The sequence below is a fragment of the Shewanella waksmanii genome, from assembly GCF_043643685.1.
In the GTDB taxonomy this organism is placed as follows: Bacteria; Pseudomonadota; Gammaproteobacteria; order Enterobacterales; family Shewanellaceae; genus Shewanella; species Shewanella waksmanii_A.
The window spans coordinates 289,935-306,469 of record NZ_JBHZSN010000005.1; the positions used below are offsets into that span (position 1 = coordinate 289,935).

At 44.8% G+C, this 16,535-nt stretch carries 14 protein-coding genes; 8 read left to right on the plus strand and 6 right to left on the minus strand.

Going from position 1 to position 16,535, the window contains the following annotated elements; all coding sequences use genetic code 11:
• Nucleotides 1-11: 11 nt before the first annotated feature.
• The 3 genes from ACHUFW_RS10055 to ACHUFW_RS10065 all read right to left on the minus strand — a co-directional run bounded on the left by ACHUFW_RS10055 (nt 12) and on the right by ACHUFW_RS10065 (nt 5,608).
• Complete coding sequence (locus tag ACHUFW_RS10055; protein ID WP_394202694.1) at nt 12-3,155, minus strand: efflux RND transporter permease subunit; 3,144 nt, start codon at nt 3,153-3,155, stop codon at nt 12-14.
• A 9-nt stretch (nt 3,156-3,164) separates the two neighbouring features.
• A complete protein-coding gene (locus ACHUFW_RS10060; protein ID WP_394202696.1) occupies nt 3,165-4,328 on the minus strand; it encodes an efflux RND transporter periplasmic adaptor subunit in 1,164 nt (387 codons plus the stop codon).
• A 593-nt stretch (nt 4,329-4,921) separates the two neighbouring features.
• Nucleotides 4,922-5,608: a DNA-3-methyladenine glycosylase I gene (locus ACHUFW_RS10065; protein WP_394202698.1), complete on the minus strand. Its 687-nt coding sequence runs from the start codon at nt 5,606-5,608 to the stop codon at nt 4,922-4,924.
• Between the two features lie 132 nt (nt 5,609-5,740).
• On the opposite strand from ACHUFW_RS10065, the gene ACHUFW_RS10070 reads away from it, so the two are divergent.
• A complete protein-coding gene (locus tag ACHUFW_RS10070) occupies nt 5,741-6,649 on the plus strand; it encodes a LysR family transcriptional regulator (RefSeq protein WP_394202700.1) in 909 nt (302 codons plus the stop codon).
• Nucleotides 6,650-6,727: 78 nt separating this feature from the next.
• Nucleotides 6,728-7,372, plus strand: coding sequence for a glutathione S-transferase family protein (locus ACHUFW_RS10075; protein ID WP_394202701.1), 645 nt, complete (start codon nt 6,728-6,730; stop codon nt 7,370-7,372).
• Between the two features lie 3 nt (nt 7,373-7,375).
• On the opposite strand, the gene ACHUFW_RS10080 is transcribed toward ACHUFW_RS10075, so the two are convergent.
• Together ACHUFW_RS10080 and prlC are read right to left on the minus strand one after the other, a co-directional pair.
• The gene (locus ACHUFW_RS10080; RefSeq protein ID WP_394202703.1) at nt 7,376-7,906 is read right to left on the minus strand and encodes a thioesterase family protein; all 531 of its coding nucleotides are present in this window, start codon (nt 7,904-7,906) and stop codon (nt 7,376-7,378) included.
• A gap of 127 nt (nt 7,907-8,033) precedes the next feature.
• The gene (gene prlC, locus ACHUFW_RS10085) at nt 8,034-10,073 is read right to left on the minus strand and encodes an oligopeptidase A (RefSeq protein WP_394202705.1); all 2,040 of its coding nucleotides are present in this window, start codon (nt 10,071-10,073) and stop codon (nt 8,034-8,036) included.
• Between the two features lie 272 nt (nt 10,074-10,345).
• Between prlC and ACHUFW_RS10090 the strand changes: the two genes are divergently transcribed.
• The 6 genes from ACHUFW_RS10090 to ACHUFW_RS10115 all read left to right on the plus strand — a co-directional run bounded on the left by ACHUFW_RS10090 (nt 10,346) and on the right by ACHUFW_RS10115 (nt 16,334).
• Entirely contained in the window at nt 10,346-11,113 is a 768-nt protein-coding gene (locus ACHUFW_RS10090) for a hypothetical protein (protein ID WP_394202707.1), read from the plus strand.
• 107 nt (nt 11,114-11,220) lie between these two features.
• Nucleotides 11,221-11,703: a hypothetical protein gene (locus ACHUFW_RS10095; RefSeq protein WP_394202709.1), complete on the plus strand. Its 483-nt coding sequence runs from the start codon at nt 11,221-11,223 to the stop codon at nt 11,701-11,703.
• A 113-nt stretch (nt 11,704-11,816) separates the two neighbouring features.
• On the plus strand, nt 11,817-13,172 hold the full coding sequence (gorA, locus tag ACHUFW_RS10100) for a glutathione-disulfide reductase (protein WP_394202711.1): 1,356 nt from the start codon (nt 11,817-11,819) through the stop codon (nt 13,170-13,172).
• A gap of 234 nt (nt 13,173-13,406) precedes the next feature.
• Nucleotides 13,407-13,943: a porin family protein gene (locus ACHUFW_RS10105; RefSeq protein ID WP_394202713.1), complete on the plus strand. Its 537-nt coding sequence runs from the start codon at nt 13,407-13,409 to the stop codon at nt 13,941-13,943.
• Between the two features lie 302 nt (nt 13,944-14,245).
• A complete protein-coding gene (locus ACHUFW_RS10110) occupies nt 14,246-15,217 on the plus strand; it encodes a TDT family transporter (RefSeq protein WP_394202714.1) in 972 nt (323 codons plus the stop codon).
• 169 nt (nt 15,218-15,386) lie between these two features.
• Nucleotides 15,387-16,334: a YeiH family protein gene (locus ACHUFW_RS10115; RefSeq protein ID WP_394202716.1), complete on the plus strand. Its 948-nt coding sequence runs from the start codon at nt 15,387-15,389 to the stop codon at nt 16,332-16,334.
• On the opposite strand, the gene ACHUFW_RS10120 is transcribed toward ACHUFW_RS10115, so the two are convergent.
• Nucleotides 16,305-16,469, minus strand: coding sequence for a hypothetical protein (locus ACHUFW_RS10120; protein WP_394202718.1), 165 nt, complete (start codon nt 16,467-16,469; stop codon nt 16,305-16,307). The two genes, ACHUFW_RS10115 and ACHUFW_RS10120, sit on opposite strands and share 30 nt — an antisense overlap.
• Nucleotides 16,470-16,535: the final 66 nt, after the last annotated feature.

Genomic DNA, 16,535 nt, shown 5'->3' on the forward strand with positions numbered 1-16,535 from the left:
AATCAAACAACTTACTGTTTGGACGCTTGTTTGGCTGCTTTAGCCGCTTCGCGTTCACGCTTACTAAACAAGCGCTCTACCACCACAAAGAAGATTGGGATGAAGAAAATACCTAAGAAGGTAGAACTCATCATACCGCCAAGTACACCGGTACCAATCGCGTTCTGGCTACCAGAACCTACACCTGTACTGATGGCCAAAGGTACAACACCTAGACCAAATGCCAGCGAGGTCATGATAATCGGACGTAAACGTACTCGAACAGCATGTAGCGTCGCATCGACTAAGGTTGCCCCTTTTTCGTAGTACTCTTTAGCAAATTCTACAATCAAGATGGCGTTCTTGGTGGCTAGACCCACCGTTGCCAGCAAGCTTACTTGGAAGAATACATCGTTGGGCAAGCCACGCGCATTCATCGCGATCAATGAACCAATAATACCTAGTGGCACTACCAAGATTACCGCGAACGGTACTGACCAGCTTTCATATAACGCAGCAAGTACTAGGAACACCACAATAATGGACAAGGCATACAGTAACGGGGCTTGGTTGCCTGATAAACGTTCTTCATAGGATAGACCGTTCCATTCAATACCAAATCCTGGTGGAAGCTGCTTCACCATGGCTTCAATATCAGCCATTGCCGCACCAGTACTGTAACCTTGTACCGTACCACCTTGAATATTCACTGCGGGTAGACCATTGAAACGCTCTAGACGAGGCGAACCAAACTCCCAAGAACCAGTGGCGAACGCCGAGAATGCGACCATCTCTCCGTGTGCATTACGTACGTACCAAGTGTCTAAGTCTTCAGGCTGCATACGATATTGCGCCTCACCCTGAACATAGACTTTCTTCACACGACCACGGTCAATGAAGTCATTGACGTAACTGCCACCCCAAGCTGTACCAATTACACTGTTTACAGCATCAATATCGACACTTAACGCACGTAATTTAGCGTGATCAACATGGATCTGATACATAGGCGCATCTTCTTGGCCATTAGGACGAACACCCACCAAATTCGGGTTTTGTGACGCCATACCCAGTAGCATGTTTCTGGCTTCAATCAGCTTCTCATGCCCCTGACCACTACGGTCTTGCAGATACAAATCAAAACCGTTGGCTGTACCAAGTTCGATAACTGCTGGCGGAACAAACGCAAATACAAAGGCTTCTTTCATTTGCATAAACATGCCCATTGCACGTCCTGCAACTGAATGCACATCTTGTCCAGCTCCCTTACGCTCTGACCAATCTTTAAGACCGACAAACGCAATACCCATGTTTTGACCACTACCCGCGAAACTAAAACCAGATACACTAAACACTGATTTAACGTTGTCACCCTCTTGGTTTAGGTAAAAGTCAGTCACTTTTTCCATCACCTCTTTGGTGCTTTCTTGGGTAGAGTTCACTGGCAAAATAGCCTGAGTAAACAAGATACCTTGGTCTTCATCGGGTAAGAAAGCAGTTGGCATGCGCATAAATACCCAACCAACAGCAACCGAAATCGCAAGGTAAACCATCATCACTCGGCCAGTGCGCTTAATCATCTTGGCAACATTGGCTTCATAACGCGAGGTTAAGTTGTCAAAGCTACGGTTAAACCATCCGAAGAAGCCTGTCTTGGCATGACTAGCGCCCTTCTTAATCGGTTTAAGCATTGTCGCACACAATGCAGGGGTCAGGATAATCGCAACCATCACAGATAGTGCCATCGCAGTTACAATAGTCACTGAGAACTGACGATAAATGACCCCGGTTGATCCTGACATAAATGCCATAGGAACAAATACCGCTGACAGCGTTAAACCAATACCGACCAATGCTCCTGTGATCTGATCCATTGATTGCTTAGTTGCCTCAATCGGACTCAGACCCTCTTCTTGCATTACCCGCTCAACGTTCTCTACCACAACAATCGCGTCATCAACCAGTAGACCGATGGCCAGTACCATCGCGAACATGGTTAGTGTGTTAATGGAGAAGCCAAGCGCCGATAGCACGGCGAATGTACCCAATAGCACCACAGGAATCGCAATCGTCGGAATCAAGGTTGCACGGAAGTTCTGTAGGAACAAGAACATGATTAAGAATACCAGTACCACTGCTTCTAGTAAGGTATGGACAACGCCTTCAATCGAGTTCTCAACAAAGGGAGTGGTGTCGTAGGGATAAACCACTTCCATCCCTTCTGGGAAGAAAGGTTTTAACTCTTCAATTTTCTCACGTACAAGTTCGGCAGTCGCTAGCGCGTTAGCACCTGTTGCTAGCTGAATACCAATACCCGCTGCTGGCAAACCGTTGTAGTAGGATTCCACATCATAGTTTTCAGCACCGAGTTCCACACGTGCAACATCTTCTAAGAAGACTTTAGCACCTGAAGGATCGGATTTAATGATGATTTTTTGGAACTCTTCCGCTGTGGTTAAACGGCTTTGTGCCGATACAGTCGCATTAAGCTGTTGGCCAGCAACCGACGGTGCACCACCTAATTGACCTGCAGATACTTGAGCGTTTTGCTCACGAATTGAAGCAATAATATCCTGAGTTGTAAGGTTATATTGAGTCAGCTTCATCGGGTCAACCCATATACGCATCGCATATTGAGCACCAAATAGCTGAATAGAACCTACACCTGCAACACGGCTTAAGGGCTCTTGAATATTCGAGCCAACATAGTCAGAAATATCATTCTTTTCCAACGAGCCATCTTGGGAAACGAAACCCAGTACCATCAAGAAACCAGCACCGGATTTAGAAACGTTAACCCCTTGCGCCTGTACTTCTTGTGGCAGCAATGGCATCGCTAATTGCAGCTTGTTCTGAACCTGAACTTGGGCAATATCAGGATCGGCTTCGGCATTAAACGTCAGCGTGATCTGGGCATTACCAAAGCTATCACTGGTTGAGGAGATATACCTAAGGTGGTCTAACCCCGTCATACGTTGCTCAATAACCTGAGTAACCGTATCTTCCATGGTTTTTGCTGATGCACCGGGGTACACAGCCTGAATGACCACCGATGGTGGTGCAATACTCGGATACTGTGAAACCGGTAGCTTGGAGATAGATAGCACACCGGCTAACATCACCAAAATTGCGATCACCCAAGCAAAAATAGGGCGATCGATGAAAAAACGTGCCATAACTTAACCCTATTTCTGTTGCGCAGTTTCTGACTTAGTCATATCAACTTCTTTAGCCGATACTGGAGCGCCAGGACGAATTTTTTGTAACCCTTCAACAATCAGCTTGTCACCTTGAGCTAGACCGTCAACAACGCGCCATTGGTTATCAATCACTTCAGCAGTCGTGATGATACGCGACTCCACTTTGTTGTCAGCGTTTACTAGCATTGCCACTGCCTGACCTTTGGTGTTGCGAGTGATCGCACGCTGCGGAACCATAATAGCCTGCGGATCGGTACCAGCATTTAACATGGCACGCACGTACATACCGGGTAACAACACGCCATCAGGATTAGGGAATTCAGCACGTAATGTGACTGAACCGGTATTTTCATCCACACTCACTTCAGAAAATTGCAGCGAACCAATATGGTCATACTGAGTTCCATCTTCCAAAATCAAAGACACATCAGCATTTTCAGCGGCTTGAAGTGAACCTTGTTTCAGTTTGGATTTAAGACGTAGTAACTGAGCGCTCGACTGAGCAATATCAATATTGATCGGATCAAGTTGTTGGATTTTGGCTAGAATGTCAGCCTGATTCGCAGTCACTAGGGCACCAGCAGTCACCGAAGACTTGCCAATACGACCAGAAATAGGTGCATTGACATCGGTATACACTAAATTGATTTTAGCGGTGTGAATAGCCGCCTTGGCCACAACCACATTTGCTTGTGCTTCTTTATACAAAGCATCAGCTTCATCAAAGTCCTGTTGACTGATAGCATCGGTTTTAATCAACTCTTTAAATCGCAATGCTTTTGCTTTAGCTGATACAAGTGACGCTTCTGCACGAGCTAAATCAGCTTCGGCACTTTTCAGCGCAGCTTCATAGGTAGCTGAGTCAATTTTATACAGCGATTGACCTTCTTCTACCACGCCACCTTCAACAAAGCTTCGAGCAGTAATAATACCGGTTGCTTGGGGGCGCACTTCCGCCTCTAAATATGCCTTACTACGACCAGGAAGCTCTATTTCAATGGCTTGTGATTGCGCTTTAACGGTGATAACACCAACCTCTACGCTTTGTGGCCCTTGAGCTTGACCTTGCCCTTGCTGTTCCTGCTGCCCACAAGCAGTCATCCATAACGCCACACTGATTATCGAGGCAATTTTAACTATTTGCCGCATGAGCACTCCTGATCTTAACTTATCATTAACCAACCCTCCGCCTGAGTAGATAAAATCTACCAATAGCAGAAGATTAACCGCTTAAAATTTCGGGTAATATTTGAACGTGCTGTTATCTCACAACTTACTAAATGCAACAAGCCAAACTGCAGGGCTAAATTGTAAGTTTGTGCAAATAATTGGGAGAAATCATGATGTTATGTTAAGCAATGGTTAAATTGCGATCGATAACGGATCAAATGTTATTTTTGTGTAAATGGAGACTAAATGAGGCATATTCTCACGCTTCTTGTCTGTCACACTTACGCCGCTAACCGCAATATTTAACATCATAAATTCAACACACCGACTCAGCTAGGATTTCTGGCCACTCAAGAGCCTAAAAAAGGAAACCGAACAGCTATTCAATTAACATACTACCTACATTAGCATTACTATAGTGAATATAGGATGAATTTATCATGCTATTTACGATATAAATCGGAAAAACATCAGCATAAAAGTGTAATGAGCTTTTACAAGATAGCGCGATAAGCAAAAAACCATGATTGCCTTGAGTCACACTCCAATGATCAAGCCGTTTCCAGCCTACTTTATAAACGATTATCACCGACACTCATGGCTAGAATTCGGCTAATATCACTGTAGCTGCGTCCGGACTGTTGCTGCCAATCATTAAAAACAGCTTGAACTTGCGCTAAGCCTCTCTTGGAGGTGAATCCAGCATCAATCAACTTGTGAGCCTTAAAATAAGCCTGCACATCCTGGGTCAATAAAAAGGTATCTTTACCCACGGCCCGAAGAAAATAAGGCCCAGTATTGCCCCCCAATCGCTGGCCTTTACGTTTTAGGGTTTGCCACAACTCCACCAATTGATCATTTGGCCATTGCGCTAAAAACTGGGCAAAACTGCCGTGCTCGATAGCAAGTTCATGCACCATCAATGCATTATCATAAATCGCTTGGGTTTTCTTAAAATGACGGATGAGATTTGGATCTTCTGCCCGCTGTTGAATTTGCTCAGGAGACAGCATCAACACCTTATGCGGCACAAAATCGAAGAAAGCCTGCTGATAAGCAGGCCACTTATTATCTACCACCCGCCAAACAAAGCCACTTTGAAACACCTTTCTACTGACTTCCGACAATAGCTGCGCATCAGATAATTCGGATAAACTAAGCGATGGCTGATACTGCGCAAGCAACTGCTGCAGCTGGCTATCACCGCCTTTTCGTTCACTGGCACGCTGAAAAATAGTATTAAAAGACTCAGCAGTCATTAGGCTTACCTTAAACAATCAACTCTGACCGTTATTATACCCATTAGCCCCAAAGAATTGAGTATATTTGAGTAATTAATAAACAAGTAATATAGTTAATCTGTTAGTTTGAATAACCAATTGAGGAATCAAATGGACGCAGGCCACTTATATCGTATGCTGGTATTTGCCAGTGTCGTCAAACAAGGTTCATTGACCGCAGCAGCTGATAGCCTAGGGATTAGCCGCTCGATGGTTAGCCAACATCTTAAACGCTTGGAAACTCAATGTGATAAAACCTTACTGCAACGCACGACCCGCAAAATAAGCTTAACCTCCGAGGGGCAAGCCTTCTATTTTTACTGCGCAGAACTGCTACAGCTCGCCACACAAGCCGATGAGGCACTACTACCAGCAGATAATCAATTACGAGGTAGCTTAAAAGTATCCGCGCCAACGACATTTGGAGAACGTTGCTTAATTCCGGTACTTAACCTATTTCATCAACAATATCCGCAGGTTCACCTCAATTTATTATTGGAAGATACACAACGAGACATCATTGAGCACCATATCGACATTGCCATTACCAATAATCCGGTAACCGATCCGGCGATGACCCATATAAAAATTGCCCAGTACGATGAATACCTTGTCGCTAGCCCGCGATATATCGAACAGTTTGGCACCCCATTGCATCCTGATAATCTAAGTGAGCAACATTGGGTACTGCACAGCGGCAATCAATTACCCATCAAAATCAGATTAGACAATAGTGATAATGAGCGTTTCAATATTGCTATTACGCCCTTTGCGAACTGCAATACCATCAGTGGCACACTGGCATTGATCTCCCAGGGAATTGGCATTGGTATGCTAGAAGAGCACTTAGTGAGTGAGGCATTACTCAAAGGAGATTTGGTAAGGCTGTTGCCCGATTACCACTTAGGTAATAAAGGCATTTTTGCTTGCCACCCTTACCAGGACCAATTACCGCCTAGAGTGTCGGCATTGATTCAATTACTACAGCAGCATTTTAGCACCAATCAATCTCAGTACTAGGGGGCAATTCCCTGCAATGTGAAGATTTAGCAACTAGAATTAGGACTCTAGTGACGTAAAGAAAGGGAGGGATTAAAGATGGAGCTGTTTTACCATCCTTTATCTCGCTACAGCCAAAAGGTGTTACTTGCCTTATACGAAAAACAGGCTAACTTTTTTGCTCGGGTTATACACCTAGATGACCCAGTATCTCGGCAACAATTTCTCAAATTAAACCCCTTGGGTAAACTCCCCCTGTTGCAAACAGCTTCTGGTGAACATTTACAAGAAGCCAGTATTATCATCGAATACATAGACCAACAGTTACACCAAGGCACTCAGCTGATTAGTTCGCAGCCTGAACAAGCCTTGCTCATCAGGCGCTTCGATCGTTTGGTAGACCACGATTTTAATGACATCCTTTACCAAATATCTTGTTGCAAACAGGCATCGCTGGATGAAATAAAGCTATTAAGCCTACATAAACGACTTGCGCTAATGTTAGATCAGCTCGATAGCCAACTGAGTCAACATCATTGGTTATGTGGAGATGGATTTACCTTAGCTGATTGTGGCCTTATTCCATGCCTTGTAGAAGCTAAGGAACATATTAAGCTATATCAATATCAAGAGGTGAGTCGCTATTTGCATCGTGCGACAACCCGTGGCGCTTATGAACAAGTATTTGCCGAAGTGGCCAGTGCCAAGGAAAACGTACTTGCGGGCTACCGACCGATTCGGTAACTCTTACATATTACGCTCTTTTTTCAGCTGTAAGAACGCGATCCACTTTTGAACTTCTGGCGGTAACTCAGGTTGTGGGCCAGTAAAGCCCGCTTCTTTAACAATATCCGTAATCGGCACTTGCTTACCTTTACAAACAAATACACCCCTTACATGCACAATACAGTGCAACCCTTTAACACTGACAAACCTTTGTTCAATATAAAAATACTTCTCATCCCAGCCAACCAATTTAGATTCAATCTCAAATTTGGCAAACGGCTTGATATCGCGGATATATGTAAACTCAGCCGCATTGACTATCGGGAACCACTTCAGTTGTAAAAAACGCTTTAAAGAACCCATTTCAGCCAACATATAGGTGCGCGCCAAATCCATTAAGGCAGGATAACGCGAGTTGGTCATGTGCAAATTAATATCGCAATCTAGCGGTAATGCCCGAAAATCAATACGACTAGTGCCTAAGAAATCAATTTTATTGCAATGGCGAACCCGCCAGACCATCAACCAAATCAACCTAAAATAGAGATTCATTTACCACTTTCCCCTGTTTGTAAGGCGAAAAAGGCTATCAGAGGTCTTACCAGATCACAAGTCACAAAATTTACCAGTTATAAAAAAGGGAAAGCAGATGCTTTCCCTTTTTAACGTTTATATTTGCCTACTGTTCGATGCCACTATGACGTAACAACGCATCGATTTGCGGTTCACGTCCTCGGAAACGTTTGAACAATGTCATGGGGGATTCACTGCCACCCATTTCTAAAATATTTTCAAGGAAGCTTCGCCCTGTTTCTGGGTTAAAGATCCCCTCTTCTTCAAAACGAGAAAATGCATCTGCCGATAAGACTTCAGCCCATTTATAACTGTAATAACCGGCCGCATAACCACCAGCAAAGATATGAGCAAAGCTGTGTTGGAATCGGTTAAAGTCAGCCGCTTTTACCACCGCCACTTGCTGCCTAACTTCATCGAGCTTTTGCTGCACATTCGCGCCTTTTTCACTATCAAACTCATGATGTAAGCGGAAATCAAATAAAGAAAATTCCAACTGACGCAGCATCATCATACCTGACTGGAAGTTCTTCGCTGCCAACATTTTATCTAGCAAAGCTTTTGGCAACGGCTCTCCGGTTTCAAAGTGGCCCGAGATCTGTGCCAACGCCTGCTCTTCGTAACACCAATTTTCTAAAAACTGACTTGGCAACTCAACGGCATCCCAAGGCACGCCATTAATACCTGACACCCCACCAACATCTATCTTAGTTAGCATATGGTGGATACCGTGGCCAAATTCATGGAACAGTGTTGTTACCTCATCATGGGTAAATAACGCCGGCTTGCCATCCACAGGGGCATTAAAGTTACAAGTAAGATAAGCCACAGGTTTCTGTAAACCATCAACCGTGATACGACGCGCTCGACACTCATCCATCCAAGCACCGCCGCGCTTGCCTTCACGGGCATACAGATCTAAATAGAAACTACCACGGTGGGTATCGCCCTTGTCATAAATGTGGAAGAAGCGAACATCTTTATGCCAAGTATCAACATCTTGCTGCTCTTCAATACGCAAACCAAACAACTGTGAAACTGTGTAAAACAAACCCGATAGCACACGGTCTTCTGGGAAGTAAGGTCTTAGGGTCTCTTGGGATATTTCATACTTATGCTGTTTTAGCTTTTCAGCATAAAAACTGAGATCCCACGGCGCGAGTTCACTCACATCAAAATGAGCTTTGGCGAAGGCCGTTAACGCTTTTAATTCGTTTTGCGCTTGTGTTTTGGACTGCAACGCCAGTTCATTCAAAAACTCAATCACCTGCGCTGGCGTTTCCGCCATTTTGGTCGCTAGTGACTTTTCAGCAAAGTTGTCAAAACCTAGCAAACGCGCTAACTCGTGACGCAGTGCCACGATTTCATCCATCAAGGGGCTATTGTCAAACTCACCCGCGTTCGGACCTTGATCCGATGCCCGCGTTACGAAAGCACGGTAGCACTCTTCACGTAAAGCTCGATTGTCACTGTAGGTCATCACGGGTAAATAGGAGGGAATATCTAACGTAAACAGCCACCCTTGCTGATCTTTTGCGTTAGCCATCGCCTTCGCTGCAGCAACCGCTGACTCAGGTAACCCAGCTAATTCAGCTTCATCTGTGATGAGTTTTTGCCAAGCTTGAGTGGCATCTAACAGTTGATTTGAAAAACCACTGGTTAATTCTGATAAACGTTTAACCAGTTCACCATATTTTTGTTTACCCTCATCATCCAATCCAATGCCAGACAATTCAAAATCACGCAAACTATGAGTAACCACTTGCTGCTGCGCTTGGCTCAAGGTTGCAAACTGTTCAGACTCATGAATTTGTTTGTATGCTTGATATAAACCTTGGTGCTGACCAACGTATGTACCGTACTCTGAAAGCAAGGGTAAACACGCATCATGGGCTGCACGCCATTCATCTGTGCTAAGCACAGAATTCATATGCGAGATCGGCGACCAGATTTTACTCAGCTGATCATCAACTTGCTCTAAAGGCGCAATGAGGTTTTCCCAAGTAAAACCCGCTTGGTTGGCAAGCACTTCATCAATTTTTTGCCGACACTCGGCAATGCCCTGTTCTACAGCGGCTTGAATATGCTCAGGTTTGATTTCAGAAAACAGTGGCAACTCACTGCCGCGTAGTAGGGGGTTACTCATATCTCGACCTCTAAATCATAGTGTTAACCATTGACATATGGGCTAAGTACAACAGATTCAAGCGCAAACTGTTATCAGGGTTTGCCTATATGGCAGTAGCAGTCTAAAAACAAAAAAACCTTGAGCTTGTTCAAAAAAATAATTTACACATAATTTACGCTATAGGTATTGATAAGTGGTTCGCAAATAAAACCTATTAGCATTTACAGTTACGATTAGCGCACTAAGATGGCAGCGAATCTTTCGCCATCTACCTGAAATAGAGCCTTTCTATGACCAGACTGATTAATGTAACACTCACCAGTGCGCTGCTGTTGACAGCCAGTCAAGCATACGCGCAAACATCTAGCATCGCCGTCGACGATGTCCATAGCAAACCAACAATCGAACTTGACCAACAACAAGATGTACAAATTCTGCTAGACCTAGGTTGGGACTCAAAATATATCTCTGAGGGCCGTAACAACCTTGAAAACGGTGGAATATATTGGGGAATGGCAGCGATTGAATATGACAATATCAATCTGTACACCAAAGTAGGTCGAGGTGATACCGACGCGTATACCGAATGGAATTTTGGCCTTGAATACGGTTTAGCCATTAGCAATAACCTCGAGGCGACCATAGGTTATCAACGAGTTGAAATCTATGCCGACGAACGAGAGTCAGACAATGAGCTGTTTGCTGATATCACCTACACCAAATTCAATTGGTTAATCCCGTCGCTTGCTTATACTTATTCAACCGAAGCCGGTGGCTACTTTATTGAAGCCAGCTTACACAGCAACTGGCAACTAACCGACACCCTAGTTATTACGCCCTATGTGACTCAAGCCTTTGACTTTCAATATGCAACTGAAGATCACAATGGCCCTAATCACTTTCAATTTGGCATAGAAGCGCAATGGCAGCTAAACGATACGCTGGCTATCTCAGGGCATATTAGCCACACCATAGCGCAACAAGATATCAAGCAAGAATTAGCCACAGACAATCTCGATGAAACCTTCGCAGGTATCCATTTTAGCTTCAACTTTTAATCCAACTTTCCTCAGCTGTTAAAATTTTGCTTCACTGACAATTGTTGACTAGAGTTACTGCTAATTAGGGCGACGGATCGCCTTAGCTCACACACAAGGAATAGCGCATGGGAATCATTTGTCGTTATCTCGGGCGATTATGCGCCTGTTTGATGGTTTTGTTCGCCAGCATCAATCATATTATCGCCAACGAAAAACTGCCACTTGGCACCGTACTCGATAGCCAAGGCCGAGTTATCGAACTGCCGCAATCGCCGCAAATGGCATTAGAATATTCACCACCAAAGTTGGCCTACCCCACCCGCACTCAGCCCAAACGGGCTAAAACAAGCAAATCAGTTAAATCGCAGGCGAAACTAGGCACCAAGCAAAACAATACTCGACATTTAACCGTAGCGAACAACCCCAGTTGCCGCTGGCTAGCTGGACGAATCAAGAACTTACAAAAGCAACTCAATAGCCCAAGGCGCGGGCAATTTGGCTATTACGGTGAAGAGTTACGTATTCGTGAGCAGGAGTGGCAATGTTTACGTTGTGACGCCGAAGGCCCTAAGCAAACCGATCATAGCCGTTGCCAGTATAAAAGATAGCCTGCAACATCAAGCTGAATAATCCGGTCTTAGCTATCTTGAAAGCTGGTTTGCAAACATAAATGCCCCTACAATGACCAGCATCTGCATTAATGCAAAAATTGGAGAAAGACATGGCTCAGCATTTTGACTACATCTGTTTAGGCGCCGGCAGCGGTGGTATCGCATCAGGTAATCGAGCAGCAATGCGCGGTGCAAAGGTACTGGTTATTGAAGCAAAACACGTTGGCGGCACTTGCGTCAATGTTGGCTGTGTACCGAAAAAAGTGATGTGGTACGGCGCACATGTTGCCGAAGCAATGCACCTTTACGCCAAAGACTACGGCTTTGATGTTTCAGTCAATAAGTTTGATTGGAACACCCTAGTTGATAACCGCGAAGCCTATATTGGCCGTATCCATGAGGCCTATGGCCGTGGATTTGCCAGCAACAATGTCACTGTGGTTAACGGCTATGGTCGTTTCGTTGATGGCAATACCATTGAAGTAAATGGCGAACACTACAGTGCTGATCATATTTTGATTGCAACAGGTGGCGCACCGACCATTCCAAACATTCCTGGTGCTGAACACGGCATTGACTCCGACGGTTTTTTTGCACTTAGACAGCAACCTAAACGCGTCGCCGTTGTGGGTGCGGGTTATATCGCAGTAGAGCTGGCTGGCGTGCTGCACGCTTTAGGCAGTGAAACTCATCTGTTGGTGCGTAAGCATGCGCCCCTAAGAAACTTCGACCCAATGCTTACCGAGTCTCTAGTCGAGGCAATGGCAACTGATGGCCCAACACTGCACACCCATAGCATTCCTAAATCTGTCACTAAAAATGCCGATGATAGCCTGACCCTCGAGCTAGAAAACGGCAACAGTTTAACTGTTGATACCTTAATCTGGGCTATCGGCCGTTCGCCTGCTACATCCAATATTGGCCTTGAGAACACCGAGGTTAAACTGAATGACAAAGGTTATGTGATCACCGACGAGCAGCAAAATACCACTGCAAAAGGTATTTACTGCGTCGGCGACATCATGGAAGGTGGCGTAGAGCTCACACCTGTGGCGGTCAAAGCTGGACGCCTGTTATCAGAACGTCTATTTGGCAATATGCCTGATGCAAAAATGGACTACAACACGATTCCAACCGTGGTATTTAGCCATCCACCAATCGGCACTATGGGACTCACTGAGCCTGAAGCCATTGCGCAATACGGTGAAGACAAAGTCAAAGTCTACACTTCGGGCTTTACCTCTATGTACACTGCGATTACTGCCCATCGTCAAGCCTGTAAGATGAAGCTCATTTGTGCTGGTGATGACGAAGTGGTTGTCGGTATCCATGGCATTGGTTTTGGCATGGATGAGATCCTGCAAGGATTTGGGGTTGCGATTAAAATGGGCGCCACCAAAGCCGACTTTGATGCGGTTGTGGCCATTCACCCAACGGGGGCTGAAGAGTTCGTTACCATGCGTTAATCTCCCCATTGCGCACTGCACCTTAAAAGCTAGCCATAATGGCTAGCTTTTTTGTGCTCTAAAAGCGGTCACTACAATTTGACTACGATAAAGATCTGTACCTTGTTCTAGGATTGCAACCTCTAATGTATTCGATAAGCTAATAGTTATTGATTAAAACAATTTGAACTTTGATGAAATGATCACCTCAGCAAGGACAAACCTTGGCACTAAAAATTAAATGAGGAAATGATTATGAATCAAATGAAACTAATGATGCTCGCATCAACTCTCGCCGTCTCTTTAATGGCACCTGTAGCTTCTCATGCAACTGGATTCTACTTAGGTGGTAATGTAGGTTATGGCGCCCAAAGCCATGACTTAATAGAAAAAGCAGAGAGCACTGGCGTTGCTGCGATTAAAGCCGGCTATGATTTTAACGACTACTTTGGTGTTGAACTACGCTACGGTGGTGTAAACAAACAATCTTCTGAAATTGAGCTGAAAAACTTCGCTTCGGCCTACGCCAAAGTTCAATATCCTATCAGCCAGTCTTTTAGTATTTATGGCCTAGTAGGTGCAACGGCAACTCAAGTCCCCGAACTCAACCTAACGCCTGTTCCACAATCAGCGACCCAAACAACTCACTCTGTTGGTAGTGCAAGCTTCGGCATTGGTACTCGTTACGCATTTACAGAAAACTTCGGTATGAGTCTAGAACTCACCCGAATAGCCTCTCATGCAGAGTACAAGCTAGACTCTGTTATGCTAGGTGTTGATTACAAATTCTAATCAAAACAGGCAGTCACTCCACTGAGTGGTGACTGCCCACCACCTGCCTTTGCAAGTATTACCTAAATTGCAAACCTTATCGTCTCAAACATAGCATCAACAACGAAATAGAATACGTCACCCTACAATTAAGATTTATTTACTATCAAAATAAATAGATTTGAATTTATTTAACTCAATGCCGCACCTATAGTAATAATCAATCAGTACTCAGTTTTGACATGATAATGCTATGTTGCTCACCCCCCTTCACCTTTCATGTCAACACTGGGTCATTCATTTCAAAGTAAATAGAGGCCTACATGATTAAGAAGGCAAAACGCAAATTACTTTCAGCGCCCACCGCAATGGCTGGCTTAGCATTAGCAATTGCGAGTCTAGGTTGGAGCTGGGAAAGTTTCATCGATCTTGATGGCTATGGTCAGTGGATCAGCGCCGGCATTGCTAGTGTGCTGCTGTTAATTCTAACCACTCGTTTCATCGCCCATCCACGCAGCTTGCTTGACGATCTAGCGCACCCTGTTGTTGGCAGTGTGGTGCCTACATTTGCCATGGCAACCATGGTGGTTTCCAATTCACTTGGCCATGTTAACCCATTGGCTGGCGATGCACTTTGGTTGGTCGGGCTGACAATGCATATTATTTTCCTAGCTAGCTTTTTGTTTCATCGTGCTAGCGAGTTTGAGCTACACCACATGGTACCAAGCTGGTTTGTTCCACCTGTGGGTATTATCGTGGCCGATGTCTCTTTCTCTGGTAACCCTAACTTATACCTACTGGCTATGGCGGCATTGATCTTTGGTATGGGAACCTACGCCATATTATTACCCATCATGATCTACAGACTGATGTTCACCCATCAGATCCCTGATGCCGCAAAACCCACTGTGGCTATTATGGCGGCGCCCGCGAGTCTATCATTAGCAGGCTACTTAACCGTGTCAGCTAATCCGTCGCCATTGATCATTACGCTGCTGTTTGGCATTGCAATTTTAATGACACTGATTATATATTTCGCATTTTTCAAACTGCTACAGCTACCTTTTTCGCCCGGTTATGCTGCCTTTACCTTTCCAATGGTTATCGGCGCCACGGCATTGTTTAAGACAGCACAATGGCTGGAAGGGGTTGGCGTGGCAAGCCAATATGTGCAACAAGTCAATCTGCTTGCTGTCATCGAGCTGACTATTGCAACGTTAGTGGTGTGCTACGTGGCTATGCGATACTGCCAGTTCTATATACTGGGCATGAATCAGCCACAACTCCCCAACTAACTATTCCCAACAACTAACCTCAACAACTAAGTCCGACAACTAATTCCAACAACTAGGCCCAACAACCAAAGAGTAAGTTTTACTTAACCTATTAATAAAATGAATTGAATTTATTAACGTTACAGCAGTTTGTATAGTGTCAGGCGATCACGACTCTGAGATAGGCTGAATGACAGCGCAAACTGCTCCTTTTTACAAACAAGCTCGCTATTGGCCCTTTTGTTGTTTGGCGCTTGTCTGTCTGCTGCCGATAATTTCATCACCCGTGGCCCTGATACTCGGTTTAACCTTAGCCAGCCTAGGCTTAGTGCCAAACCAAATAAATTTAGGCCTAATTACCAAAAAATTATTAGCATTTTCGATCGTCGGACTAGGCTTTGGTATTCAGCTTGAGACGGCAATCGATACCAGTATGGCTAACTTGCCGTTGATCGTAGGTTCAATCATTCTTACCTTAATTCTGGGCTACGGTTTAACGCAACGATTAAAACTTGATAATAAAACAGGTCATCTTATCGCTGCTGGCACCGCAATATGCGGAGGAAGTGCCATCGCCGCAGTGTCACCAGCAATAAAGGCCAAACCAGAGCAAACGGCCATTGCCTTAGCAACCGTTTTTATCCTTAACTCCATCGCGCTATTTGTATTCCCAACGATCGGCCATTTACTTGAGTTAAGCCAATATCACTTTGGCGTTTGGAGTGCGATCGCAATTCATGACACCTCATCGGTTGTTGGCGCAGCATCGGCCTACGGTGATGAAGCACTAGTCACTGCTACAACGGTCAAACTCGCTCGGGCATTGTGGATTATTCCACTGGCTCTGGTAAGTGCCATGTTATTTGGCGGCAACCGCAAAAGCATTTCCATTCCCTTTTTCATTTTGTTTTATTGCGTCGCCATTGCCATTGGTCATTGGCTGCCACAAGGCGCCCCACTCTACGAAGTGATTTTCTCTGTCGCTAAGCGGCTGCTGATCATGTGTTTATTTTTTATCGGCGCTGGGATCACTGTGAATAAAATGCGCCAGGCTGGACACAAACCTTTATTGTTAGGTGTGTTGCTGTGGTTAGCTATTGGTGGCGGCTCATTGCTCTACATCGTCTGTTTTGTTTGAAGATTTCATGCCCAGTAGCGAATAAAGTAATAACACAAACGCACACAGGTCAATCACAGCACGCAATAGTCCATCGGTACTCAATGACGCGGTGACAAATACAACACAACATAAAATGATAATAAAACTGCGCACACTCTCCTCCCATGGCCAACCAACCAATGCAGGAGATTATTCCGTATCTGTCACCGAAGCGGTAAT